Origin of the sequence: Microbacterium hydrocarbonoxydans (assembly GCF_000956475.1) — a bacterium.
In the GTDB taxonomy this organism is placed as follows: domain Bacteria; phylum Actinomycetota; class Actinomycetes; order Actinomycetales; family Microbacteriaceae; genus Microbacterium; species Microbacterium hydrocarbonoxydans_A.
This window is the reverse complement of record NZ_JYJB01000009.1, coordinates 659,233-681,688: the sequence shown is the minus strand read 5'-3', so window position 1 is coordinate 681,688 and position 22,456 is coordinate 659,233. Positions and strand designations below refer to the sequence as shown.

General features: G+C 69.1%; 20 protein-coding genes. 9 read left to right on the top strand and 11 right to left on the bottom strand.

Annotation, left to right across the window (positions count from 1 at the left end):
- Positions 1-55 precede the first annotated feature (55 nt).
- From RS84_RS12345 to RS84_RS12335, 3 genes are all read left to right on the top strand, one after another.
- Positions 56-607 carry a hypothetical protein gene (locus tag RS84_RS12345; protein WP_045258044.1) on the top strand — a complete coding sequence of 184 codons (552 nt, stop codon included), beginning with the start codon at positions 56-58 and terminating at the stop codon, positions 605-607.
- Positions 608-612: 5 nt separating this feature from the next.
- Positions 613-1,206 (top strand): TetR/AcrR family transcriptional regulator, encoded by a 594-nt coding sequence (locus RS84_RS12340; RefSeq protein WP_045258043.1) that lies wholly within the window; start codon positions 613-615, stop codon positions 1,204-1,206.
- 62 nt (positions 1,207-1,268) lie between these two features.
- Positions 1,269-2,792 (top strand): ATP-dependent DNA ligase, encoded by a 1,524-nt coding sequence (locus RS84_RS12335; protein ID WP_045258042.1) that lies wholly within the window; start codon positions 1,269-1,271, stop codon positions 2,790-2,792.
- Between the two features lie 160 nt (positions 2,793-2,952).
- Here RS84_RS12335 and RS84_RS12330 read toward each other — a convergent pair whose 3' ends face one another.
- Genes RS84_RS12330 through RS84_RS12315 form a run of 4 tightly spaced genes read right to left on the bottom strand, consistent with a single transcriptional unit; the run spans position 2,953 to position 6,951 of the window.
- Complete coding sequence (locus tag RS84_RS12330; protein ID WP_045258041.1) at positions 2,953-3,462, bottom strand: phosphoribosyltransferase; 510 nt, start codon at positions 3,460-3,462, stop codon at positions 2,953-2,955.
- A 50-nt stretch (positions 3,463-3,512) separates the two neighbouring features.
- Positions 3,513-4,358, bottom strand: coding sequence for a transglutaminase family protein (locus RS84_RS12325; RefSeq protein WP_045258040.1), 846 nt, complete (start codon positions 4,356-4,358; stop codon positions 3,513-3,515).
- Positions 4,355-5,281 carry an alpha-E domain-containing protein gene (locus tag RS84_RS12320; RefSeq protein WP_045258039.1) on the bottom strand — a complete coding sequence of 309 codons (927 nt, stop codon included), beginning with the start codon at positions 5,279-5,281 and terminating at the stop codon, positions 4,355-4,357. Before RS84_RS12320 ends, RS84_RS12325 begins: the two co-directional genes overlap by 4 nt.
- Positions 5,275-6,951: a circularly permuted type 2 ATP-grasp protein gene (locus RS84_RS12315; RefSeq protein ID WP_045258038.1), complete on the bottom strand. Its 1,677-nt coding sequence runs from the start codon at positions 6,949-6,951 to the stop codon at positions 5,275-5,277. Before RS84_RS12315 ends, RS84_RS12320 begins: the two co-directional genes overlap by 7 nt.
- Positions 6,952-7,155: 204 nt before the next feature.
- On the opposite strand from RS84_RS12315, the gene RS84_RS12310 reads away from it, so the two are divergent.
- A complete protein-coding gene (locus RS84_RS12310) occupies positions 7,156-8,865 on the top strand; it encodes a thiamine pyrophosphate-binding protein (protein ID WP_045258037.1) in 1,710 nt (569 codons plus the stop codon).
- 52 nt (positions 8,866-8,917) lie between these two features.
- On the opposite strand, the gene RS84_RS12305 is transcribed toward RS84_RS12310, so the two are convergent.
- The 6 genes from RS84_RS12305 to RS84_RS12280 form a co-directional block, all read right to left on the bottom strand.
- Positions 8,918-9,307: a VOC family protein gene (locus RS84_RS12305; RefSeq protein ID WP_045258036.1), complete on the bottom strand. Its 390-nt coding sequence runs from the start codon at positions 9,305-9,307 to the stop codon at positions 8,918-8,920.
- Positions 9,308-9,429: 122 nt separating this feature from the next.
- Positions 9,430-10,044 (bottom strand): response regulator transcription factor, encoded by a 615-nt coding sequence (locus RS84_RS12300; protein ID WP_045258167.1) that lies wholly within the window; start codon positions 10,042-10,044, stop codon positions 9,430-9,432.
- Complete coding sequence (locus RS84_RS12295) at positions 10,041-11,198, bottom strand: sensor histidine kinase (RefSeq protein WP_045258035.1); 1,158 nt, start codon at positions 11,196-11,198, stop codon at positions 10,041-10,043. The genes RS84_RS12300 and RS84_RS12295 overlap by 4 nt, the downstream gene beginning before the upstream one ends.
- A 9-nt stretch (positions 11,199-11,207) precedes the next feature.
- Positions 11,208-11,963: an ABC transporter gene (locus RS84_RS12290; protein WP_045258034.1), complete on the bottom strand. Its 756-nt coding sequence runs from the start codon at positions 11,961-11,963 to the stop codon at positions 11,208-11,210.
- Between the two features lie 3 nt (positions 11,964-11,966).
- Positions 11,967-12,890 (bottom strand): ABC transporter ATP-binding protein, encoded by a 924-nt coding sequence (locus RS84_RS12285; RefSeq protein ID WP_045258033.1) that lies wholly within the window; start codon positions 12,888-12,890, stop codon positions 11,967-11,969.
- Positions 12,891-12,976: 86 nt separating this feature from the next.
- The gene (locus RS84_RS12280) at positions 12,977-14,824 is read right to left on the bottom strand and encodes an FAD-dependent monooxygenase (RefSeq protein ID WP_045258166.1); all 1,848 of its coding nucleotides are present in this window, start codon (positions 14,822-14,824) and stop codon (positions 12,977-12,979) included.
- Positions 14,825-14,953: 129 nt separating this feature from the next.
- Between RS84_RS12280 and RS84_RS12275 the strand changes: the two genes are divergently transcribed.
- Positions 14,954-15,658, top strand: a complete 705-nt coding sequence (locus tag RS84_RS12275; protein ID WP_045258032.1) for an IclR family transcriptional regulator — start codon at positions 14,954-14,956, stop codon at positions 15,656-15,658.
- A gap of 256 nt (positions 15,659-15,914) precedes the next feature.
- Here RS84_RS12275 and RS84_RS12270 read toward each other — a convergent pair whose 3' ends face one another.
- Positions 15,915-17,294 (bottom strand): MFS transporter, encoded by a 1,380-nt coding sequence (locus RS84_RS12270; protein WP_045258031.1) that lies wholly within the window; start codon positions 17,292-17,294, stop codon positions 15,915-15,917.
- A gap of 162 nt (positions 17,295-17,456) precedes the next feature.
- Between RS84_RS12270 and RS84_RS12265 the strand changes: the two genes are divergently transcribed.
- The 4 genes from RS84_RS12265 to hpaD all read left to right on the top strand — a co-directional run bounded on the left by RS84_RS12265 (position 17,457) and on the right by hpaD (position 22,379).
- Entirely contained in the window at positions 17,457-18,935 is a 1,479-nt protein-coding gene (locus tag RS84_RS12265; RefSeq protein ID WP_045258030.1) for a fumarylacetoacetate hydrolase family protein, read from the top strand.
- Complete coding sequence (locus RS84_RS12260) at positions 18,932-19,618, top strand: GntR family transcriptional regulator (protein ID WP_045258029.1); 687 nt, start codon at positions 18,932-18,934, stop codon at positions 19,616-19,618. Before RS84_RS12265 ends, RS84_RS12260 begins: the two co-directional genes overlap by 4 nt.
- A complete protein-coding gene (gene hpaE, locus RS84_RS12255) occupies positions 19,615-21,111 on the top strand; it encodes a 5-carboxymethyl-2-hydroxymuconate semialdehyde dehydrogenase (protein ID WP_045258028.1) in 1,497 nt (498 codons plus the stop codon). Before RS84_RS12260 ends, hpaE begins: the two co-directional genes overlap by 4 nt.
- Before the next feature lie 104 nt (positions 21,112-21,215).
- Complete coding sequence (gene hpaD, locus RS84_RS12250; RefSeq protein WP_045258027.1) at positions 21,216-22,379, top strand: 3,4-dihydroxyphenylacetate 2,3-dioxygenase; 1,164 nt, start codon at positions 21,216-21,218, stop codon at positions 22,377-22,379.
- Positions 22,380-22,456: the final 77 nt, after the last annotated feature.

Genomic DNA, 22,456 nt, shown 5'->3' with positions numbered 1-22,456 from the left:
TGACGATTTTGTGAGTACACTCGTACTAATAAAATCGGAACGAAAGGACGCCGGCATGATCCTGGTCGCGATCGTGGTCTGCGAGGTCGCCTTCTGGGTGGCGATCATCGCCGGACTCTCTGCGAGATATCTCCTTCGGCGGCCCCGTCTGGGCGCCGCCCTGTTGATCCTCGCCCCCGTGATCGACATCGTCCTTCTCGCGCTGGTCGCGATCGACCTGCTCGGCGGAGGCACCGCCTCGTGGCACCACGGACTGGCGGCGATCTACATCGGCATCTCTGTCGCGTACGGCAGGCGCATGGTCTCGTGGGCGGACGTGCGCTTCCAGCAGCGGTTCACCGGGGGCCCCGCGCCCGAGCGCCTCACCGGCGCGCGCTACACACTCAAATGCTGGATGGACGCGCTCCTCACCGGCCTCGCAGTAGCCATCGCCGCCGCCATCCTCGGGGCCATCATCCTGCTGGTCGGCGACGCCGAGCGCACCGCGGCGCTCTCCGACTTCTTCGCGGTGCTCGGGATCATCTTCGCGATCGACTTTGTCTGGGCGCTGAGCTACACCATCTGGCCGAAGCGGCCGGCATCCTCGTCTACCGTCACGGCGCGCTGAACGCCATGCCCCGGAGAATCGATGCGGAGGCGCGCACCGAGCAGATCGCGGCCGCAGCTCTGCGCGTGCTCGCCCGCGACGGTCTCGCGGCGCTCTCGGTGCGCGGGGTCGCCGCCGAAGCGGAGATCGCCGCAGCATCCCTGCGACGCGCATTCCCCACGCAGCATGCGCTGCGGCAGTACTGTCTGGAGCTGATCGAGGAGCGCGTCTCGGCGAGGATCGCCGCCCTCGACGTCGACGGACGTGAGTTGGTCGACGAGCTTCTGGCTCAGCTGCTGCCGCTCGACGACGAGCGACGCGCCGAGCTCGTCGCGCAGATCCAGCTGGGGGTTCTCTCGCTGACCGACCCGAGCCTTCGCCCGGCTGCCAGCAGGCTCAGCACCGGCATCGACCGTGCATGCCTCGCGGCCATCGAGATCCTCGCGCACAGCGGACGACTCGACCGCGGGCGGGACGCCCCCTACGAGGCACAACGGCTGCGGGCCGTGCTCGACGGAATCGCGATGCACCTGCTGTGGAGCGGCGACGCCCAGGCATCCGCGCAGATGCTGCGCATGCTCGCACGCCACCTGGATGAGCTTGCGGTCTCCGACGGCTGAGTGAGCGGTGCGTGCGACGCAAGCCCGTCGTGCATGTCGGATGCCGGTGCGAGAATGCCCGCATGATGTTCTCCGAGGTGGTGGCCACGGCCGAGAAGGTCGCGGCCACGTCGTCGCGACTCGCGAAGATCGACGCGCTCGCGGCGCTGCTGCGCGAGGCCCGGCCCGAGGAGATCCTCCCCCTCACGGGGCTGCTGCTCGCGAGCCCGCGGCAGGGCCGTCTCGGAGTGGGCTGGCGCGGCCTCACCTCCCTCGAAGTGTCGCACGCCACCACATCCGAGCTCACCCTCGCCGACATCGACGGCTCGCTCGACGAACTGGCTGCTGTGTCGGGTTCCGGCTCCGCGGCCGCTCGCAGCAGCACCCTCGGCCGTCTCGCCGCGCGCGCGACCGCCGACGAATGGGACTTCCTCGTCCGCGCGCTGCTCGGCGAGCTACGCACCGGTGCGCTCTCCGGCGTGCTGCTCGACGCGATCGCGAAGGCGGCCGACCGCCCGAGCGCATCCGTGCGGCGGGCCGCGATGCTCTCCGGCGACCTGGGCGAGACCGCGCTGCTCGCGCTCACCGGCACCGCGGAGGATCTGGACGAGGTGGGGCTGCGCGTCGGCCGACCTGTGCAGCCCATGCTCGCCTCGACCGCCGCCAGTCCCACGGCCGCACTGGAGATGACCGGCGAAGCGTCGGTCGAGTACAAGCTCGACGGCGCCCGCATCCAGGTGCACCGCCACGGCGACGAGGTCGGCGTGTACACGCGCAGCCTCGCCGACGTCACACGCCGTGTGCCGGAGATCGTCGACATCGTGCGCGCGCTCCCCGCGACCGACCTCATCCTCGACGGCGAGACGCTGTCACTCGACGAAGACGGCGGTCCGCGCCCCTTCCAGGAGACCATGTCGCGCTTCGGCGCCGACGTCGCCCGCGAGGTGGCGTTGCGCCCCTGGTTCTTCGATCTGCTGCACGTCGACGGTCGCGACCTCATCGATGAGCCGCTCTCGGTACGCCTCGGCGAGCTCGAGCGCGTCGCGGGCGAATGGCGCATGCCGGGCATCGTCACCCGCGACGCGGATGCCGCGGAGCAGCTGTCGCGCGAGGGCCTCGCTGCGGGCCACGAAGGCGTGCTCGTGAAGGCGATCGACTCGCCGTACACGGCGGGGCGGCGCGGAAAGTCCTGGATCAAGGTCAAGCCGGTGCTCACCTACGACCTGGTCGTGCTCGCAGCCGAGTGGGGGTCGGGGCGCCGACGTGGCTGGCTGTCGAATCTGCATCTCGGCGCCCGCGACCCCGACGGGGAGTTCGGTGAACCGGGCGGCTTCGTGATGGTCGGCAAGACGTTCAAGGGTCTGACCGACGAGCTGCTGCGCTGGCAGACCGAGACGTTCCCCGAGCACGAGGAGCGGCGCACCGCATCCGCCGTCTTCCTGCGCCCGGAGCTGGTCGTCGAGATCGCGATCGACGGCGTGCAGCGCTCCCCCCGCTACCCGGGCGGCATCGCCCTGCGCTTCGCCCGCGTCAAGGGCTATCGGCCAGACAAGACGCTGGCGGATGCCGACACGATCCAGTCGCTGCGCGCGCTGCTGCGCACGTGAGGCGCGCGCGAGTGCCGGCCACGCGTGGTGCCGCCACGCGTGCGAAAAGTCGGAGTGTCGCGACGACACGCCGCGCCAGGACCGCACGCAGCCGCGTGTCGCGTCGAAAGTCCGACTTTTCGCACGTGACGGCGAAGGGATGCCGCCGCGAACCCGCGCGTCAGGCCGTCGGAGGCAGCCCCAGGTCTTCTTCGCGCACGGTGCCCTGGAACGACCACGGGAAGTTGATCCAGAGGTCCGTGTCCTTCCAGGCGTAGTCGGGCTGGATGATCGTCGTGGGCTTCGTGTAGATCGTGACCGAGCGCACATCGGCGCCCTTGTCCTTCAGGAGCTGCACGGCCAGCGCGAGAGTCTTGCCCGAGTCGGCGACATCGTCGACGAGCAGCACCCGGCGACCGTCGAGGTATGCCATGTCGAGCTCAGGAGGCAGCACCTCGGGCGCATCGAGCACGGTGCCGATGCCCGTGTAGAACTCGACGTTGATCGCGCCGCAGTTCTTGGCGCCGAGTCCATACGCGATCGCGCCGGCAGGCAGCAGACCGCCCCGGGCGATCGCCACGACGACCTCGGGCTCGAAGCCGGAGCTCAGGATGCTGCGCGCGAGATCTCTCGTCGCCGTTCCGAAGCCGTCCCACGTGAGCGTCTCGCGCTCGTTCGATGCATCCGTCATCGTCCCATTCTCGTGCATCGAAGAGCGTCGCTTCGCCGTCGCTTCGCCGGTCAGTCGAGGCGGGTGATCTCGACCTCGACGAAGAGCTCCGAGGCGCTCGGGCCGGCGTACACGCCGCGCAGCGGCGCGACGTCGCCGTAGTCTCGACCGTGGCCGACGTACACGTGCGACTCCCCGATCTCCGTCAGGTTCGTCGGGTCGTACCCTCGCCACTCCCCCGAGTACCACTCGACCCACGCGTGCGACTCGCCGATGACCGGCTGGCCGATCGCCGCCGTCGGGTCGGGGTGCAGGTATCCCGACACGTAGCGAGCCGGGATGCCTGCGGCCCGGAGCACTCCGAGCGCGACATGCGCGATGTCCTGGCAGACGCCCGACCGTGCAGGCCACGCGTCCCTGGCCGTGGAGGTGACGCCGGTCACGCCGCGTCGGTATTCCATGGCCTCGCCGACCACGCGGCAGATCTCGAAGGCGGTGTCGTCGACATCGCCGCCCTCGGCCTCGATCCGCAGCGCGAGCTCCAGCATCTCCTCGTCCGGAGCGGTCGCCGGCGTCTGCGCGACCGACTCGGCCAGCGTCAGCGACAGCGGGATCCTCGCGGCGAGCTCGTCCCAGTCGATCGAGGTCGTGTTCTGCGGCTCCGGACGCACGTCCACGACGCTCGTCGCCGTGACCGAGAGCATCTCGTGCGGCGTGAGCACCTCGAAGGTCGACACCCTCGTCTCCCAGAAGTCGGCGTAGGAGTGCTGGGTCGCCTGCGGCGTGATCTCCAGCGCCGCCTGCAGCACGAACTGCCCCTCCCGCGAGTGCGGAAGCATCCGCGCCTCGTTGTACGACGCGGTCGCCGGCCGCTCGTACCGGAATCCGGTGCGGTGCACGATCCGCAGCCGGCTCACAGCGCCTCTCCGATCCACACCGGCATCGCGATCGACGGGAAGTACCGCTCGCGGATCGCATCGCTCGCCATCGACATGCCCACCTGCACCTCTTCCATGCTCTCCGACAGGCCTCGCACGATGTCGCCGATCGGCCGGTACTCCAGCTCGGAGCGCATGCGCCCCAGCACCCGGTGCGCGCGATCAGGCGCACCGAAGGCGCTCGCGGGATCGATGCCGCGCAGGCACTCCTCGGCCTGAAGGATGCTCGAGAGCACCGAACGCGGGAACAGCCGGTCGACGAGCAGGAACTCGACGGCGGATGCCGCGGACGGCATCGCACGGTGGCTGCGCAGGTGCGCCTCGTACGCTCCGCAGCTGCGCAGCAGCGTGGTCCAGCTGGGGCCGGCGGCATCCGTCAGCGAACGCGTCGCGAGCAGCCGCGCCGTCATGTCCACCCGCTCGATAGAGCGTCCGAGCACGAAGAACTGCCATGCCTCGTCTCGGCTCATCGACGAGTCCACCACACCGAACGCGAGCGCAGAGCGATCGCGCACCCAGCGGAAGAACGGATGCGTCTTGTCGGAGGGGATGCGCCGCGGCATCCGCGCATTCGACTCGTTGAGTGTCTCCCACAGGTCGGTCGAGATGATCTCCCTGGCGCGCCGCGCGTTCTCACGGGCGGCAGCGATCGAGTGCGCGATCGACGCGCTGTGCTCACGGTCGAGTGCGAGAAGGCGCACGACGTCGTCGCGTCCCAGGGCGGCATCCGATTCCGCCGCGGTTCCCATGACCGACAGCAGCGCGCGGCACGCGGTGTCCTCGTCGACCCACGGATCCTCGAGCAGGAGCTGCAGGTGCACATCGAGGATGCGGGCGGTGCCGTCCGCCCTCTCGACGTAGCGCCCGATCCAGAACAACGCCTCGGCGATGCGGCTCAGCATCCCGTGCCTCCCTGCTGCTGCTGTTGCTGCTGTTGCTGGTGATGGCGTGTCTCGAGATCCTCATCCTGGGGCGAGGAGAGGAACGGCGGATGAGGCTCCTCCCTGGGCGGGGCGACGACGGCGATCGCGCCCGTGGCGAGCGAGACTTCGTCGGCGGCCGGCGCCTCCTCACCCGTGATCACGCTCGCCGGCCCCGTGAACAGCGAGGGGTCGAGCACCCAGGTGTCCTTGGAGCCGCCGCCCTGGCTGGAGTTCACCACCAACTGGCCCTCCGGGAGCGCGACCCTCGTCAGTCCGCCCGGCAGCACCCAGATGTCCTGACCGTCGTTCACGGCGAAGGGTCGGAGGTCGACGTGACGCGGGCGGAACCCGTCTTCCACGAGAGTGGGGATCGTCGACAGCTGCACGACAGGCTGGGCGATCCAGCCGCGGGGATCGGCCAGCAGAGTTCGACGCAGCGTCTCAAGCGTCTCCGGCGAGGCGTCGGGGCCGACCACGAGGCCCTTGCCACCAGAGCCGTCCACAGGCTTGATCACGAGTTCATCGAGCCGGTCGAGCACCTCTTCGAGCGCGGCCGGCTCCTCCAGCCGCCAGGTGTCGACGTTCGGCAGGATCGGCTCCTCGCCCAGGTAGTAGCGGATGAGCTCGGGCACGTATGTGTAGACGAGCTTGTCGTCGGCCACGCCGTTGCCGACCGCGTTCGCGATCGTGACGTTGCCCAGGCGCGCCGCGAGCATGAGCCCGGGGGCTCCGAGCACGGAGTCGGGGCGGAAGTGCTGCGGATCGAGGAACTCGTCGTCGACCCGACGGTAGATCACATCGACCCTCGTGGGTCCTGCCGTCGTGTGCATCCAGACCCGCCCGCCGGAGCAGAACAGGTCTCGACCTTCGACCAGCTCGACGCCCATCATGCGGGCGAGAAGGGTGTGCTCGTAGTAGGCGGAGTTGTGCACGCCCGGCGTCAGCACGACGATGTTCGGGTCGTCGACTCCATCGGGCGCGGCGGCGCGCAGCGCCTGCAGAAGCCGACCCGGATAGTCGACGACAGGCCGCACGCGCAGGCTCGTGAACAGCTCAGGCAGGGTCTGCGCCATGACCCGGCGGTTGGCCAGCACGTAGCTGACGCCGCTGGGCACACGCACGTTGTCCTCGAGCACGCGCCAGTCGCCGCGCTCATCGCGGATGACGTCGATGCCGGCGACGTGGATGCGCACGCCGTTCGCCCCGACGATTCCGGCTGCCTGCCGGTGGAAGTGCGACGACGAGCTGATCAGGGAGGCCGGGATGATCCCGTCGAGCACCGCGAGCTGCGGACCGTACACATCGGAGAGGAACGCCTCCAGCGCCCTGACCCTCTGCTTCACTCCCGACTCGACGTACAGCCAGTCGTCGGCGGCGATCACACGCGGAACCACGTCGAGCGGGAACGGCCGCTCCTCTCCCGCGAAATCGAAGGTCACCCCCTGTGCCAAGTACGAGCTGGCCAGTGCATCGGTGCGGGCCCGGAGCTCGGCGCCGTCGATGCCCGCGAGCGCCGGGAACAGGTCGCGGTACGGCGTGCGAACGTCAGCCGCGTCCGGGGTCGGTGTACGGAACATCTCGTCCCAGGGGCGGGCCGCCGATCGCCCCGTGACTCGACGTGAGGTGTATCCGTTGAACAGGGGCTCCATGTCCGCATGATTCCGTGTCGCGGTTTCGCGGGTGTTACGGCCTCGCGACGGACCCGCGACGGGGTGTCGCCGCGGTACGATTCTGTGGTCCGGTCTGCACAGGCCGGTGCCTGAAAAAGAGGCACGAAGCCCCTCGCACGGTCGCGCGGGCGAGACACATACGGAATAAGCGCTCTCTCCGTCCCTGTCTCGAAAGGCCTTCGCATGCCCACGGTCTCCGCACACGTCGCCCTCACGCTCGCTCAGCACATCGACGCCGTCTTCGGCGTGATGGGCAACGGGAACGCGTACTTCCTCGACGCACTCGAGAAGCAGACGGATGCCGTCTTCACGGCGGTCCGCCACGAGCAGGGAGCCGTGGTCGCCGCCGACGCGCATTTCCGCGCCTCCGGGCGTATCGCGGCCGGCACCTCGACATACGGCGCTGGCTTCACGAACACTCTGACGGCGCTCGCAGAGGCCGTGCAGGCGCACGTGCCGCTGGTGCTCGTGGTCGGCGACGAGCCGACGTCGGGGCCGCGCCCGTGGGACGTCGACCAGATCGCCCTCGCATCAGCCGTCGGCGCCCGCACGTACACCGTGGGGCGAGCGGATGCCGCGGCCACGACCGTCATCGCGATCGAGCACGCCCTGACCTACCGGGTGCCGGTCGTGCTGGCGATCCCCTACGACGTGGCAGCCCTCGAGGCCGGCGAGGTGCCGCCTGCGCCCTCGCCTCGGATTCCCGCGCCGCTCGCGCCCCGCGGCGAATACGCCGAGGGGATGCTGAATGAGATCGCGCAGGCGCTGCGAGCTGCCACGCGGCCGTTCCTGCTGGCCGGACGCGGGGCCTGGCTCGCCGATGCAGGATCGGCTCTCGGCGAACTGGCCGCCCTGACCGGCGCGCTCACCGCCTCCTCTGCCCTGGGCCGGGGCGTGTTCCCCGACACGCAGTACGACCTCGGCGTGACGGGCGGCTTCGGCGCCGACGGCGCGATGGAGCTGATCCGCTCGGCCGATGTGGCTGTCGTGTTCGGCGCCTCGCTGAACCAGTTCACGATGCGCTTCGGGGAGCTGTTCGCACCGGGCACCCGCGTGTTCCAGATCGACATCGCACCGACCGCCACGCATCCGCACGTGGGCGGCTTCGTCCGGGCGGACGCACGAGTGGCGGCGGAGCAGCTCGTGAAGCGGCTGCGCGACCGGGACCCTTCGACAAGCTCAGGGACCCACAGCAACGACGGCTCCGTTCGCTGGATCGCTGAGCCTGTCGAAGCGCCATGGCGGGAGACCGTCGACGTGGCCGCGGCGCGCACCTACGCGCACGGCGACGAACTCGCTGCCGACGGCCGCCTCGACCCGCGCTCCGCGGCGCGACGGATCGCGGAGCTGTTGCCGCAGGACCGTGTGGTCGTCTCCGACGGCGGGCACTTCATCGGCTGGGCGAACATGTACTGGCCGGTCGCGGCTCCCGATCGCATGATGATGGTGGGAACGGCCTTCCAGTCGATCGGCCAGGGGTGGCCGAGTGTCGTCGGCGCCGCGCTCGCCCGCCGCGACTCGACCATCGTGCTGACGAGCGGCGATGGCGGAGGGCTCATGGCGATCTCCGACCTCGAATCGGCCGTCCGGGCCGCGGCCGGCCGCGGCATCGCCGTGATCTGGAACGACGCCGCCTACGGCGCCGAGGTCAACCTCTACGGGCTGAAGGGTCTCGCCGAGGGGCCGATGCGCATCCCCGAGGTCGATTTCGCCGCGTTCGGCGCGGCTGTGGGTGCCGAGGGCGTGGTTGTGCGCACCCTGGCCGATCTCGACAGGCTCGGCGAGTGGGCGCGTGAGGATGCCGCGTCGCGTCGATTCCTGCTGCTCGATCTGCGCATCTCGGGAGATGTGATCGCCCCGTACCAGCAGGAGATCATCCGCGTGAACTCCTGACAGGTCGCGAGCGATGTGGCCGAGCTGAGCCGACCGCACCGCTCGCGACGAATCAGGCCTGCTGGTTCGCTGCCGCGTAGTCGGGCAGCTCCTGCAGAGTCCAGGTGTTGCCGTCGGGGTCGTCGAACCACACGAATCGACCCCAGCCCAGGTCTTCGACGCCCTTGGTCGCGACCCCGACCGCCTCCAGCTGCGCCTTCGCCTCGTCGGCGTTCGGCACCACCACCTGGATCGTCTTCTGCTGTCCCGGCTCGAGCGGGATGTCGAGCCCCGTGCCGAAGGCGATCGAGCAGGCGGACCCCGGAGGAGTCATCTGCACGAAGCGCAGCTCATCGCTCACCCTGTGGTCGTGGTCGGGGTTGAAGCCGATCTTGGTATAGAAGTCCTTCGAGCGGTCGACATCGGTCACCGGCATGAAGATGAGTTCGATCTTCCAGGTCATGACACACACCCTCCACGGCGAGCGTCTCCCGCCTGCGGATCAACCTACGCATGGCCTCCGACATTGCATCCGGCCGACGCCGGCGGCCCGGCAACCACCGCCGAACCGCATCCGACGACCTGTCAGATCCACCCCTTGTCGACGGCGATCCGCACCGCCTGCGCCCTGTTGCCCGCTCCCGTCTTGCCGATCGCGGCGGACAGATGATTGCGCACGGTTCCGGCCGACAGGAACACCTCCGCGGCGATCGCCCCTGCCGATCGACCGTCGGCGGCGAGACGCAGCACCTGCCGTTCCCTCTCGCTGAGCGGATTCGCACCCTCGAACAGGCTCTCCTCGGCGAGGGTGGGATCAAGCACGCGCATGCCGGCGTGCACGCGCCGCACGGCATCCGCCAGCTTCTCCGCGGGGCTGTCCTTGACGATGAATCCGCTCGCGCCCGCGTCCAGCGCGGATCGCAGATAACCGGGCCGCGCGAACGTGGTGACGATCAGCACGCGGGTGCGCGGGCTGGCGGTCCGGAGCGCGCGCGTCGCCTCCACGCCATCGATGCCGGGCATCTGGATGTCCATCAGGCACAGGTCGGGGGCGAGCTCTTCCACGAGGCTCAGCGCCTGCTCGCCGTCCGCGGCGAGTCCGACGACCTCCAGATCGTCCTCGAGGTCGAGCAGCGCCCCGAGAGCCCCTCGAACGAGAGCCTGATCGTCGGCGATCACCAGGCGGATGCTGTCGCTCACCACGTCACCTCCACCCGAGTGCCGCCGCTCTCTCCGGCAGCCACGACGAAGGTCGCTCCGGAGGCCGCAGCCCTCTCCCGCATGCCGCGGATGCCGTTGCCCTCCCGCGTCCCCGGTCCCGGGCCGTCGTCGATCATGACGAATCGTCCCGGCGCGATCCGCACCTCGACGCGACTCGCCCGTGCGTGCCTCAGCGTGTTCGTCGTCGCCTCGCGAAGTATCCATGCGGCGGTGAGCGCCTGCGCGGCGGACAGGGCACCGGGCGCCCCCTCGACGGTGAGAGCGACATCACCCGCCCGCAGCGCGTCGCGACTCGACGCGAGCTGCTCGACCAGCGTCGTGGCTCGGGCGCCGGCAACAGTGGCGCGCACTCCGCCGATCGCCTCGGCCGTGAGCGCCTCGATGTCGGAGAGCTCCGCCTTCGCGCGCTCCGGATCGCTGTCCATCAGCCGCCGTGCGAGCTGAGCCTTGAGCCCGACGACCGTGAGCGAGTGTCCGATCAAGTCGTGCACATCGCGGGCGACGGCTTCGCGTCCCTCGCTCGTCGCGAGCTCGAGGCCCAGGCGGTCCGCCTCGCTCGAGCGCAGGATCAGCCAGGTCGACACGGTGTTCACGACGCCGAGCAGCACCACGATGGACAGCACCGACAGGTAGTCGAGGCCGCCGGGGAGGAGGAACACGCACAGAGCGGTGACGGCCGCAGAGGCGACGAAGGTGAGCCAGTGCCAGAGCCGTGTGAGCCCGTACGAGGCGAACGACATGATGAACGGCAGGAAGCTCAGCGCCGATCCGCCCTCGGCCGGGATCGAGAGCAGTGCGCACACGATCAGCAGAGCGAAGGTGATCCACTGCCGTCGCGGCACCGGGCCGCCGAATGCGGCGTTGCGCATTCCGTACATGAAGCCCACCACGTACAGCACGATGAACGCCACGAGGACGACCCAGCCGACGACCACCCAGGGCAGGGCCGCCTCGGAGCCGATCAGAGTGAGCACGGGATAGATCAGGAACACCAGCCAGATCACGGCCATCAGCCACCCGAACCGCGACCACGGGTCCTTGGGTCGATCCGAACGCGTGCCGGGCGCCGACCAGGCGGCCGGAGGCGCTCCGGCCGCCGCGAAGGCGGCTGCGTCGCTGCGATGATCGGTCATGCGTCCAACCTACTGACGTGCGCGCGAGCGCCGGACGCCCGCGACGACAAGAGCAGAGAACAGCACGACCCAGACGGCGACGTTGAGCAGCAGCATCCCCAGATCGTCCACCTGCCCCGTGGTGAGCTGACCTTCGGTGAGCGGCCACCTGCTCAGCGCCACGAAGCCGTACAGCGGCGTGAAGCGGGCGATGTCGAGCATGACGCCGTCGAGAGGCATGAACACGTTGCCGAAGAACGCGAAGAACGTCATCGAGATCGAAGCGAGTGCGGTGCCCGAGTCGCCCCCGAAGAACAGCCCGACCCCGAGCCCCCACAGTCCGTAGATCAGGCCGATGCCGAGGATGATCCCGCCGGTTGCGACCCACCGCCAGGCTTCATCCGCTTCGGCACCGGTCAGCATCCCCGCGATGAACACGCCGAGCACGGACAGCGCCGCATAGGCGACGGCGGTGAGGAGTTTCGTGAGGGCGTACCCGCCCGTGGTGAGCGGCGACATCGCGAGCTGGCGACCCCACCCCTGCTTCACCTCGGTCGCGGCGAGCGAGGTCAGCGAGCTCATCGCGACCGCGGTGCCGTAGGCGGCCATCGAGGTCATCACGTAGAAGGACACGTTGCCGTGGCCGGCCGAGAGGCGTCCGTAGCTCATGCTCGCCCCGAACAGCAGGTACATCGCGATCGGCATCGCGATCGTGAAGGCCAGCGTGTAGGGATTGCGCAGCTGGCGGACCGCCTCGATGCGCAGCATGGTGGGTGAGAAGATCATGGGTCAGTCCTCCGTGAGAGCGGTGAAGGCGGTTTCGAGCGTGGGGGCGGCGATCTCGAGATCGCGAGCGCCGACCTCGAGCAGGGCGCGTGCGGCCGCGTCGGAATCGGCGGCCCGCAGGCTGAGCCGGTCTGCGTCGAGGCGGATGCCGATCACCCCTGTGATCGCCGCCACCCGGGCCACGATCGAATCACGATCCGCGGTGGGCAGCGTCGCCGCGACCGTGCGCTCGCCGAGGCTCGCGCGGAGTCTGGCCGTGGGGGCGTCGGCGACGATCGTGCCGCGGTGCATGACCACGGTGCGCCGGGCGAACTGCTCGGCCTCTTCCAGGTAGTGCGTCGCGAAGACGATCGTGCGACCGGCATCCGCATCGGCCCGCATCACGTCCCAGAAATGCCGCCGAGCCGTGACGTCCATGCCGGCGGTGGGCTCGTCGAGGACGAGGATGTCGGGGTCGGGAACCAGCGCGAGCGCGAACTTGATCCGCTGCTGCTCGCCTCCAGAGCACTTCGACACCCTGCGCTTGGCGAGGTGTGCGAGGTCGGCTCGCGCCATCGCCTCGGGAACCCGGCCGAGCGCCGGCCGCCCGTACAGCGACGCGATGAGCTCGACGGTCTCGAGCACGGTGAGATCGCCCAGCAGGCCGCCCGTCTGGAGCACCGCCGCGATCGTTCCGGAGCTGGCCGCTCGCTCAGGGGCGGCTCCCAGCACGGAGACGGTGCCCGCGCTCGGCCGCGTGAGCCCGAGAAGCATGTCGAGAGTGGTCGTCTTGCCCGCGCCGTTCGGTCCCAGGAGGGCGACGACCTCGCCGCGCTCTATGCGGAGGGTGACGCCGTCGACGGCCTGGACCCGACGGTCTCCCGCTCCGAAATGGCGTCGCACGTCGGTGAGTTCGATGGCAGCGGATGCTGCGCCTGTGGTGTTCATGGTTCCAGCATCGTGAGCGGACGCTCTCGGCGCTGTCCGGCGCTGTCACGTCTTCAGCGTGACATATGTCATGACGAGCGGGCGGCTCAGGTCGCGGGCAGGAACGCCCCTTCCAGGAACGCCTCCAGCTCGCCCACAGCGTCCAGCGGCAGGATCGCCGCCACGTACTGGTCCGGTCGCACGACGATGGCGACGCCGTCGCGCGACAGCTCTCGCGCCTCGAAGATGTCGGTCTCGGTCCACTTCGACGGGCCGGCCGCGTAGACCTTCTCCCAGTCCGTGAGCCCGAGTGGCCCCGTCTTCGGCTGGAACAGCGCAGGCGCCGAAGTGACCTCCAGCTCCTCGAACGGCTGCTGGTACACCGCCTTCACATCGAAAACCGCGTCGGCATCTCCGTCGGCCGGGGTGAACCGCGCGAACACGGGGGCCGCGGCATCCGCCCATGTATTCAGCGCCGAGCCGTCGCGGTCGCCGAAGGCGTACACACGCCACCGCCCGTCGGCCCTGGCGTGGTGTCCCAGGTGGATCGCGTTGCCGTCGCCGACCCGCACGACCTCGGCCGACTTGAACCTCTTGCCGAGCGGGAAGCCCAGGGCGAGCGCCTGGTGCGCATCGGTGCCGGTGATCATGGACGCGGTGTACTGCGTCATGAAACCGGACGGGAACTCGGCCGTGCCGAGATAGAAGGTGGCCAGCTCGTTGGGATCGGAGATCTCCTCGGGCTTGCGCGCCATCAGGCTCGACCATTCGCGGTCGAAGTCGATGAGCTGCTGCGCGACCGGGCGGCGCTCGGCACCGTAGGTCGCCAGGAGCGACTCCGGAGCGCGGCCGGTCAGTACCGATCCGAGCTTCCAGCCCAGGTTGAAGCCGTCTTGCATCGACACGTTCATGCCCTGCCCGGCCTTGGCGCTGTGCGTGTGACAGGCGTCTCCTGTGAGGAAGACCCGCGGATTGCGATCGGTGCCGGTGGCGTCGTCGAACCCGTCGGTCACGCGGTGACCGACCTCGTAGACGCTGTGCCAGGCGACCTGCTTCACATCGAGCGAGTACGGATGCAGGATCGCGTTCGCCTTGCGGATGATCCCCTCGACCGGAGTCTGACGCACCCTGTGGTCGTCATCCGCGGCGACCTCGCCGAGGTCGATGTACATCCGGCTGAGATAGCCGCCCTCGCGCGGGATGTGCAGGATGTTCCCCGCCGCCGAGTTGATCGCGCACTTCGTGCGCCAATCCGGGAAGTCGGTGTTCACCAGTACGTCCATGACGCCCCAGGCGTGCGCGGCGCTGGCGCCGACGTGCGTGCGGCCGATCGCCTGACGGACGCCGCTGCGCGCGCCGTCGCAGCCGACGACGTACTTGGCGCGGATCGCCCGCTCCCTGCCGCCCTGAAGGATGGTGACCTCGACCGGGTACTCCCCTTCGTCGTGCACCGTCAGCCCGAGGAATTCGACGCCGTAGTCGGGGACGATCCGTCCCGGCCCGTCGGCGGCAGCCTCGGCGAAGTAGTCGAGAACCCGTGCCTGGTTCACGATCAGGTGCGGGAATTCGCAGATGTCGTAGGCGTAGTCGGCGGTGCGCGCGGTGCGCACGATCTCGTCGGGCTTCTCGGGATCCGGACCCCAGAAGTTCATCCAGCCGATGTTGTACGCCTCAGCCATGATCCGCTCGGCGAAGCCGAACGCCTGAAACGTCTCGACGCTGCGCGGCTGGATGCCGTCGGCCTGCCCCAGGACGAGTCGCCCCTCGCGCTTCTCGATGATGCGCGTGGTGACGTCCGGGTACTGCGACATCTGGGCGGCGAGCAGCATGCCGGCAGGCCCGGACCCCACGATGAGCACGTCGACCTCTTCGGGCAGGTCGGCAGGGCGATCGGAGATGCCCGCGGGCAGGATGCGGGGATCACCGGAGACATAACCGTGGTGGTGGAACTGCATCGTCGTCGATTCCTTCCAGACGTCGCTGTCGGGTCTTGCCATTCAGAATTCATTGTTCTATATTCGAACAGACTGTTCTACTATTGAACACAGCCTAGAGACTGCCGCCGCCCCGCGCAAGGAATCCGCATGCCCGAGACAACAACTCCCGCCTCGCAGACGCTCAGCCGCGGCATCCGCATCCTCGAAGAGCTCGCCGACGCCCGCTCTCCCCTCACGATCGATGAGATCGCGGCACGCCTGGGCGTGCACCGCTCGATCGCCTATCGTCTGCTCCGAACGCTTGAGGATCACCGCCTGGTCAGCCGCGACGGCTCGGGCGCGGTCTCGCTCGGCGCACGCATGGCGGCCCTCGCCGCGGGTGTCGCGCACGACCTCCAGGCCGAGGCCCTGCCCGAGCTCACAGCGGTCGCGAACGACCTGGGCATGACATGCTTCCTCGCCGTGCTCGACGGCGACGACTGCATCACCCTCGCGAGCATCGAGCCGCGCCATGCGGTCGCGAGTGTGGCGCAGCGCCCCGGCGCCCGACATCCGGTCACCGTCGGGGCCCCTGGCAAGGCGATCCTCGCCCAGCTGCGTCCTGCCGACTGGCCGGCAGATGCCCCCGCCGGTCTTCATGAGGAAGTGGCCGCCGCGCAGACCAGCGGCTTCACGACGAGCCATGACGAGGTCATCCCCACCCTGCAGTCAGTGGCCGTACCCCTCGCATTGCGCGGCCAGCGCCCGGCGGCGATCGCGGTGGTGCATGTGGCCACGAGCATCGCCGATACCGAGATCGCCGAACGTCTGCAGCGCTCGGCGATGACGATCCGCGAGGCGTTCGAGGGCTGATCAGGTCAGCCCGTGATCGGGCACGCGGTCGTCCGTGGCGAACGCCTTCTGCCCGAGTGGCGCCGCCGCACATCACGCATGCCACAGTCGTTCCGTCGGGAGCGACGCGTGACATCCCGGCGTGTCGCGCCGGATCGGACCGACGAACGCGAAACCTCCCGACAAAGCGCGCATCGGGTGACTGTTCCCGAAGCGCGCCTCGTGAGGGTGGTCGTCCGGACGCGCATCCTGCGCGCCCGGACGACCTCTCCTCGGCTCAGGCCTTCGCGACCCCGTAGATCGGGCTCACGGCCTGCTCGGCTTCGTGATCAGGCCCGAGCGGGATGCCGGAACGGTCTCGGAGCAGCAGTGTGGCGATCAGGCCGATGAGCGTCATGCCGGCGAGATACCAGGTGACCGCCTGCGTCGAGCCGGTGGCGCTCACGATCGCGGTCGCGATGGTCGGTGCGAACGCACCACCGGCGATGGCGCCGATCGCGTAGGAGATCGAGACACCGGAGAAGCGGATGCTCGCCGGGAACAGTTCGGCGTACAGGGCCGCCTGCGGCCCGTAGGTGAAGCCGAGCCCGATCGTCAGAATGGCGAGTCCCGCGAACAGCAGGCCGATAGACCCCGTGTTCACGAGCGGGAACAGCGCGAACACTCCACCGAGCTGCAGGATCCATCCGATGACGTAGGTCGTGCGGCGCCCGATCCGGTCGGAGATCCACCCTGCGAACAGCGTCGAGATCAGCCAGGTCACCGCCGAGCCCGCGACCGCCCAGAGCACCGGGCCGCGCTCGAGCCCGATCGGCCCTTCCGGGTTCGTGGCGTAGCCCTGGATGTAGCCGCCGGTGGTCATGTAGCCGACGGCGTTGTTGCCCGCGAACACGAGGGCGGCGATGATCACGAGCAGGGCGTGCTTGGCGAACAGTTGCACGATCGGCATCCGCGCCTTCTCCTTGCGCTCGGCCAGCTCCTGGAAGACCGGGCTCTCCTCGACCTTGCGGCGGACGTAGTACCCGACGAGGATCAGCACCACGCTGAGCAGGAACGGGACGCGCCAGCCCCAGGACATGAACTGATCACCCGGTGCGATCACGGTCATCAGCGCCATCACACCCGAGGCGAGCAGCAGCCCGAGCGGAACGCCGATCTGCGGCGAGGCACCGAAGACCCCGCGCCGGGTCTTGGGCGCGTGCTCGACGGCCATCAGCACCGCACCGCCCCACTCGCCACCGGCGGAGATCCCCTGGATGATGCGCAGCAGCACGAGCAGGATCGGGGCTGCGATCCCGATCGCCTGATACGTGGGAAGCACGCCGATGAGCGCCGTCGCGGCGCCCATCAGGATCAGCGTCCACATGAGCACGGTCTTGCGCCCGAGCTTGTCGCCGAAATGGCCGGCCAGGAACGCCCCGAGAGGCCGGAACAGGAAGCTGACTCCGACCGTCGCGAACGCGATCAGCCCGCTGTTCGCGCCGAGCGGCTCGAAGAACAGCTGCCCGAACACCAGCCCGACGGCCGTGGCGTAGATGAAGAAGTCGTACCACTCCACGGTGGTGCCGACCACGGTGGCGAAGACGACGCGGCGGCGATCGGCCGCGGTCGCGATGGTGCCGGTGGGCGTGAACCCGTCGTATGACTGCCCTGTCATGGGTGTCTCCTTTGCTGGTGACTGCGTTGTCACGGCGCACCTCCGAGGGGCGTCAACCCACTCGGTCGGGAATCGGAAGTGCTTGCCGAGGGATGAACAGATGATATATGATTTCGAATACGACGCACAAGGCTTCGACGAAGAGCGCGAGGAGGCGCATCCGTGACGGCATCCATCCCCCGCCCCGGCAAGATCATCGCCATCCATCTGAGCTATGCCTCCCGCGCCGACCAGCGCGGCCGGCGCCCCGCCCACCCTTCCTACTTCTTCAAGCCCACAAGCTCCCTCGGCGTCTCCGGCGGCACCGTCGAGCGCCCCGCAGGCACCGAGCTCCTGGCCTTCGAAGGCGAGATCGCGCTCGTGATCGGCACAGCCGCGCGTCGCGTCTCCCTCGACGACGCCTGGTCCCACGTGGGCTGGGTGACGGCAGCGAACGACCTCGGCCTGTACGACCTCCGCGCCAATGACAAGGGATCGAACGTCCGCTCCAAGGGCGGCGACGGCTATACGCCCATCGGTCCCGAGTACATCGATGCGAGCGCCGTCGACCCTGCGGAACTGCGTGTGCGCACGTGGGTGAACGGCGAACTCCGCCAGGACGACACCACCACCGGCCTGATCTTCCCGCTCGCGCAGCTCGTCGCCGACCTCTCCCAGCACTTAACACTCGAACCGGGAGACGTGATCCTGACCGGCACTCCCGCCGGGTCGTCGGTCATCGTGCCTGGGGACGTGGTCGAGGTCGAGGTCGATGCCCCGAACGCGCCCGGTGCCCCCTCATCCGGAGCCCTGGCAACGACCGTGACGCAGGGAGACCTGCCCTTCGACGACAGGATCGGCTCGCTCCCCGCGGTCGACGACCTGCAGCGCACCGAGGCGTGGGGCTCACGCGAAGCAGCGGGGCTGCCACCGGCCGACAAGCCTGGCCTCTCTCCCGAGCTGCGGGCCAAGCTGATCGAGGCGCCCACCGCCGGACTCTCCGCCCAGCTGCGCAAGCGCGGACACCACTCGTGCTTCATCGACGGCGTCTCGGCGAACATCGCGGGCACGAAGATCGTCGGCACCGCCAAGACACTGCGCTTCGTGCCCTTCCGCGAAGATCTCTTCGCGAGTCACGGCGGCGGCTACAACGCGCAGAAGCGCGCCTTCGACGCCGTGCGCGAGGGCGAGGTCATCGTCATCGAGGCGCGCGGCGACGACACCACAGGAACCCTGGGCGACATCCTGGCGCTTCGCGCCCAGGCGCGCGGCGCCGCCGGTGTCGTCACGGACGGCGGCGTGCGCGACTTCGACGCCGTCGCCGAGATCGGGCTGCCCGTGTTCTCGCAGGGTGCGCATCCGTCGGTGCTCGGGCGCAAGCACGTGCCGTGGGACGTCGACGTCACGATCTCATGCGGCGGCGCGGCGGTGCAGCCCGGCGACATCATCGTGGGCGACGGCGACGGCGTGATCGTCATCCCGCCCACGCTGGTGGAGGCGGTGGTCGACGACGCGCTCGCCCAGGAGATCGAGGATGCCTGGATCGCAGAGCAGGTGGCGGCCGGTCACCCGGTCGACGGCCTGTTCCCGATGAACGCCGAGTGGCGGGCGAAGTACGAGTCCGCGACGAGCCCTTCGACCGGCTCAGGGAGCAAGCCGTGAGCGCCACCGCGAACGCCAGCAAGTCGGAGCAGGCCTACACCTGGATCCGCTCGCGCATCTCGGCGCACACGTTCGGCCCCGGCTATCGCCTCGTCCTCGGCTCGATCGCCGATGAGCTGAACATGAGCGTCGTGCCGGTGCGCGAGGCGATCCGACGGCTCGAGGCCGAAGGTCTCGTCACCTTCGAGCGCAACGTCGGAGCCCGGGTGACGCTCGTCGACGAGAGCGAGTACGCGCACACCATGCAGACGCTCGGACTCGTCGAGGGCGCCGCGACCGCACTGTCGGCACCGCTCCTCGATGACGCGGCGCTGAGTCAGGCGGCAGAGGTGAACGAGCGGATGACGCGGATGCTCGATCACCTCGACGCCCACGCCTTCACCGAGCTGAACCGCCAGTTCCACTCCGTGCTGTTCGAACCCTGCCCGAACCCGCACCTGCTCGACCTCGTGCATCGCGGATGGGCGCGGCTGTCCGGCATCCGCGACTCCACCTTCGCGTACGTGCCCGGCCGTGCCAGGCACTCCGTCGACGAGCACGCGCAGATCCTCGAACTGATCCGCGGCGGAGCCGATCCCCTCGAGATCGAGCTCGCGGCCCGCAACCACCGCTGGCGCACGAGGGACGCATTCCTCGACGCGCTGCACACCCGTACCGCTCACACCCCTGGAGAAGGCTCATGACCGATTCCCGCATCCCCGCCGACCTGCCCGATCACATCCAGCATTACATCGACGGCGCCTTCGTCGACTCGATCGACGGCGACACCTTCGACGTGCTCGACCCGGTGACGAACAAGACATACACGACCGCGGCAGCCGGCAAGAAGGCCGACATCGAACTCGCAGTCGCCGCGGCGAAGCGGGCCTTCGACGAGGGGCCCTGGCCGCGGATGCTGCCGCGCGAGAGAAGCCGCGTGCTGCATCGCATCGCCGACATCGTCGAGTCGCGCGATGCCCGCCTCGCCGAGCTCGAGTCCTACGACTCCGGTCTTCCGATCACCCAGGCCCTCGGACAGGCCCGACGCGCCGCCGAGAACTTCCGCTTCTTCGCCGACCTGATCGTCGCGCAGGCCGACGACGCCTTCAAGGTCCCCGGCCGGCAGATGAACTACGTCAACCGCAAGCCGATCGGCGTCGCGGGGCTCATCACGCCGTGGAACACCCCGTTCATGCTCGAGTCCTGGAAGCTCGGCCCCGCCCTCGCGACCGGCAACACGGTCGTGCTGAAGCCCGCCGAGTTCACGCCGCTGTCGGCCTCCCTGTGGGCCGGCATCTTCGAGGAGGCGGGGCTCCCCCAGGGCGTCTTCAACCTCGTCAACGGCCTCGGCGAGGATGCCGGCGACGCCCTCGTGAAGCATCCCGATGTCCCATTGATCTCGTTCACCGGCGAGAGCCGCACAGGCCAGATCATCTTCGGCAACGCCGCTCCCTTCCTGAAGGGCCTGTCGATGGAGCTGGGTGGCAAGTCCCCCGCCGTCGTCTTCGCGGATGCCGACCTCGAGGCCGCGGTCGACGCCACGATCTTCGGGGTCTTCTCGCTCAACGGCGAGCGCTGCACCGCAGGTTCGCGCATCATCGTGGAGCGCTCGATCTACGACGAGTTCGTGGAGCGCTACGCCGCGCAGGCGAAGCGCGTGAAGGTCGGCTACCCGCACGACCCCGCCACCGAGGTCGGGGCGCTCGTGCACCCCGAGCACTACGACAAGGTCATGAGCTACGTGGAGATCGGCAAGACCGAGGGCCGCCTCGTCGCCGGCGGCGGCCGCCCCCAGGGCTTCGAGGAGGGCAACTTCGTCGCCCCGACCGTCTTCGCCGACGTCTCCCCCGACGCGCGCATCTTCCAGGAGGAGATCTTCGGCCCCGTGGTCGCGATCACGCCGTTCGATTCGGATGAGGAGGCGCTGGCCCTCGCGAACAACACGAAGTACGGCCTGGCCGCCTACATCTGGACCAACGACCTCAAGCGCGCTCACAATTTCGCGCAGTCGGTCGAGGCCGGCATGGTGTGGCTGAACTCGAACAACGTGCGCGACCTCCGCACCCCGTTCGGCGGCGTCAAGGCGTCCGGCCTCGGGCACGAGGGCGGCTACCGGTCGATCGACTTCTACACCGACCAGCAGAGCGTGCACATCACACTGGGCCCCGCCCACAACCCCACCTTCGGAAGGAACTGATCCCCTTCCTCTCGTTCCCCTCGCTCCGGTATGAATTTCTGTCGCAGAATCGCGGATTTTGCGACAGAAATTCATACCGGAGCACACAAAGCAAGGACGCTGACATGACCAACCGCGACGAGATGACGCTGACCTCCTCGGGCTTTTACGTGAGCCAGGAGGCGCCGATCCATCCCGGCAACCCCACCCCGACCCCCACGAGCACGCCGCCGGACGTGCTGCGCTGCGCGTACATGGAACTCGTGGTCACCGACATCGCCGCCTCGCGCCAGTTCTACGTCGACATCCTGGGTCTGTACGTGACCGAGGAAGACGACGAGGCCATCTACCTGCGCTCCACCGAGGAGTTCATCCACCACAACCTCGTCCTCCGCAAGGGCCCGGTCGCGGCCGTCGCCGTGTTCTCGTACCGGGTGCGCACCCCCGAGGACCTCGATCGGGCAGTCGAGTTCTACACCGAGCTGGGCTGCGACGTCCGCCGCAGCGCCTCCGGCTTCGTCAAGGGCATCGGAGACTCGGTGCGCGTGGTCGACCCGCTCGGCTTCCCCTACGAGTTCTTCCACCAGACCGACCACGTCGAACGCATGTCGTGGCGCTACGACCTGCACATCCCCGGCGAGCTCGTGCGCCTCGACCACTTCAACCAGGTCACCCCCGACGTGCCGCGCGCGGTGAAGTTCATGCAGGACCTGGGCTTCCGCGTGACGGAGGACATCCAGGATGAGGAGGGCACCGTGTACGCCGCGTGGATGCGCCGCAAGCCCACCGTGCACGACACCGCCATGACCGGCGGCGACGGCCCGCGCATGCACCACGTGTGCTTCGCGACGCACGAGAAGCACAACATCCTCGCGATCTGCGACAAGCTCGGCGCCCTGCGCCGGTCGGACGCCATCGAGCGCGGCCCCGGCCGCCACGGCGTGAGCAACGCGTTCTACCTGTACCTGCGCGACCCCGACGGGCACCGCGTCGAGGTCTACACGCAGGACTACTACACCGGCGACCCCGACAACCCCGTCATCACCTGGGATGTCCACGACAACCAGCGCCGCGACTGGTGGGGCAACCCCGTCGTCCCCTCCTGGTACACCGATGCGAGCCTCGTGCTCGACCTCGACGGCAACCCGCAGCCGGTCGTCGCCCGCACCGACAGCTCCGAGATGGCCGTCACGATCGGCGCCGACGGGTTCAGCTACACCCGACCGGACGACGAGGACGCCATGCCGGAATGGAAGCAGGGCGAGTACAAGCTGGGCCACCAGCTCTAGTCGTTCGACACGTTTCGTCTCGCTTCGCTCGCTCAACGACCGGATCAGCGGCCGGTCGTTGAGCGAGGAGCGAAGCG